This window comes from Bradyrhizobium sp. 179, from assembly GCF_023073535.1.
Classification (GTDB): domain Bacteria; phylum Pseudomonadota; class Alphaproteobacteria; order Rhizobiales; family Xanthobacteraceae; genus Bradyrhizobium.
This window is the reverse complement of the sequence record NZ_JADPJR010000051.1, coordinates 1-1,806: the sequence shown is the minus strand read 5'-3', so window position 1 is coordinate 1,806 and position 1,806 is coordinate 1. Positions and strand designations below refer to the sequence as shown.

Below are 1,806 nucleotides of genomic sequence, written 5' to 3'. Positions count from 1 at the left end.
CGCGGCGTCGGCATGGACGTGGTGCGCACCAATATCGACCAGATCGGCGGCACCATCGACATCAAGAGCGTGGCCGGCGAAGGCTCCTCCGTCACCATCAAGATCCCGCTGACCTTGGCGATCGTCTCGGCCCTGATCGTCGAGGCCGCCGGCGACCGCTTTGCCATCCCGCAGCTCTCGGTGGTCGAGCTGGTGCGCGCCCGCGCCAATTCCGAGCACCGCATCGAGCGCATCAAGGACACCGCGGTGCTGCGCCTGCGCAACAAGCTGTTGCCGCTGATCCATCTGAAGAAGCTCTTGAAGATCGACGACGGCGCCGCTTCCGATCCCGAGAACGGTTTTATCGTGGTCACGCAAGTCGGCAGCCAGACCTTCGGCATCGTCGTCGACGGCGTGTTCCACACCGAAGAGATCGTGGTGAAGCCGATGTCGACAAAACTGCGTCACATCGACATGTTCTCGGGCAACACCATTTTGGGCGATGGCGCCGTCATCATGATCATCGATCCCAACGGCATCGCCAAGGCGCTCGGCGCCGCCGGCGCCTCGGCCCATGACATGGCCGACGAGAACGGCGCGCATCACATCGGCGCGGGCGAGCAGACCACCTCGCTCTTGGTGTTCCGCGCCGGCTCGGCCCAGCCCAAGGCGGTCCCGCTCGGGCTCGTCACCCGCCTCGAGGAGCTGCCCGCCGACAAGATCGAGGTCAGCAACGGCCGCTACATGGTGCAGTACCGCGAGCAGCTGATGCCGCTGGTCGCCATGGAGGGCGTCACCGTTGCGAGCCAGGGTGCCCAGCCGATCCTGGTGTTCGCCGACGACGGCCGCGCCATGGGCCTCGTCGTCGACGAGATCATCGACATCGTCGAGGAACGGCTCAATATCGAGGTCGGCGGCTCCTCCTCGGGCATTCTCGGCTCGGCCGTGATCAAGGGCCAGGCCACCGAGGTGATCGACGTCGGCCACTTCCTGCCGATGGCGTTCGCCGACTGGTTCACCCGCAAGGAGATGAAGGCCTCGCTGCATTCGCAGGCGGTGCTGCTGGTCGACGATTCCGCGTTCTTCCGCAACATGCTGGCGCCGGTGCTCAAAGCCGCCGGTTACCGCGTCCGCACCGCGCCAACCGCGCAGGAGGGCCTGGCCGCGCTGCGCGCCCAGAGCTTCGACGTGGTGCTGACCGACATCGAGATGCCCGACATGAACGGGTTCGAGTTCGCCGAAGTGATCCGCTCCGACAGCAATCTGGGCGCGATGCCGATCATCGGCCTGTCGGCGCTGGTGTCGCCGGCGGCGATCGAGCGCGGCCGGCAGGCCGGCTTCCACGATTATGTCGCCAAGTTCGACCGTCCCGGCCTGATCGCGGCGCTGAAGGAGCAGACCGCGGGCGCCGCCGGCGCCTCCGAGCTGAGCCGGGCAGCGGCGGCCTAATACAGGATCAGGAGACCAGCGATGAGCAAGACCCAGTCCAGCGAAGGCGCCATGGTCGAATACGTCACCGCGATGATCGGCGGCCAGCTGTTCGGCCTGCCGATCTCCCGCGTCCAGGACGTGTTCATGCCCGAGCGCGTCACCCGCGTGCCGCTGTCCTCGCGCGAGATCGCGGGCGTCCTGAACCTGCGCGGCCGCATCGTCACCGTGGTCGACATGCGCGCCCGCCTCGGCCTGCCCAAGGCCGAAGACGGCAAGGTGCCGATGGCGGTCGGCGTCGACCTGCGCGGCGAATCCTACGGCCTGCTCATCGACCAGATCGGCGAGGTGCTGCGCCTGCCCGAGGACGGCAAGGAAGACAACCCCGTCAACCTCGAC

General features: G+C 67.2%; 2 protein-coding genes. Both read left to right on the top strand.

Annotated features, from left to right (window positions below):
• A partial coding sequence (locus tag IVB12_RS11420) for a chemotaxis protein CheW (RefSeq protein ID WP_247298904.1) occupies positions 1-1,428 on the top strand: 1,428 nt, incomplete at its 5' end.
• A 21-nt stretch (positions 1,429-1,449) separates the two neighbouring features.
• The coding region (locus IVB12_RS11415) for a chemotaxis protein CheW (RefSeq protein WP_247298902.1) at positions 1,450-1,806 on the top strand (357 nt) is incomplete at its 3' end.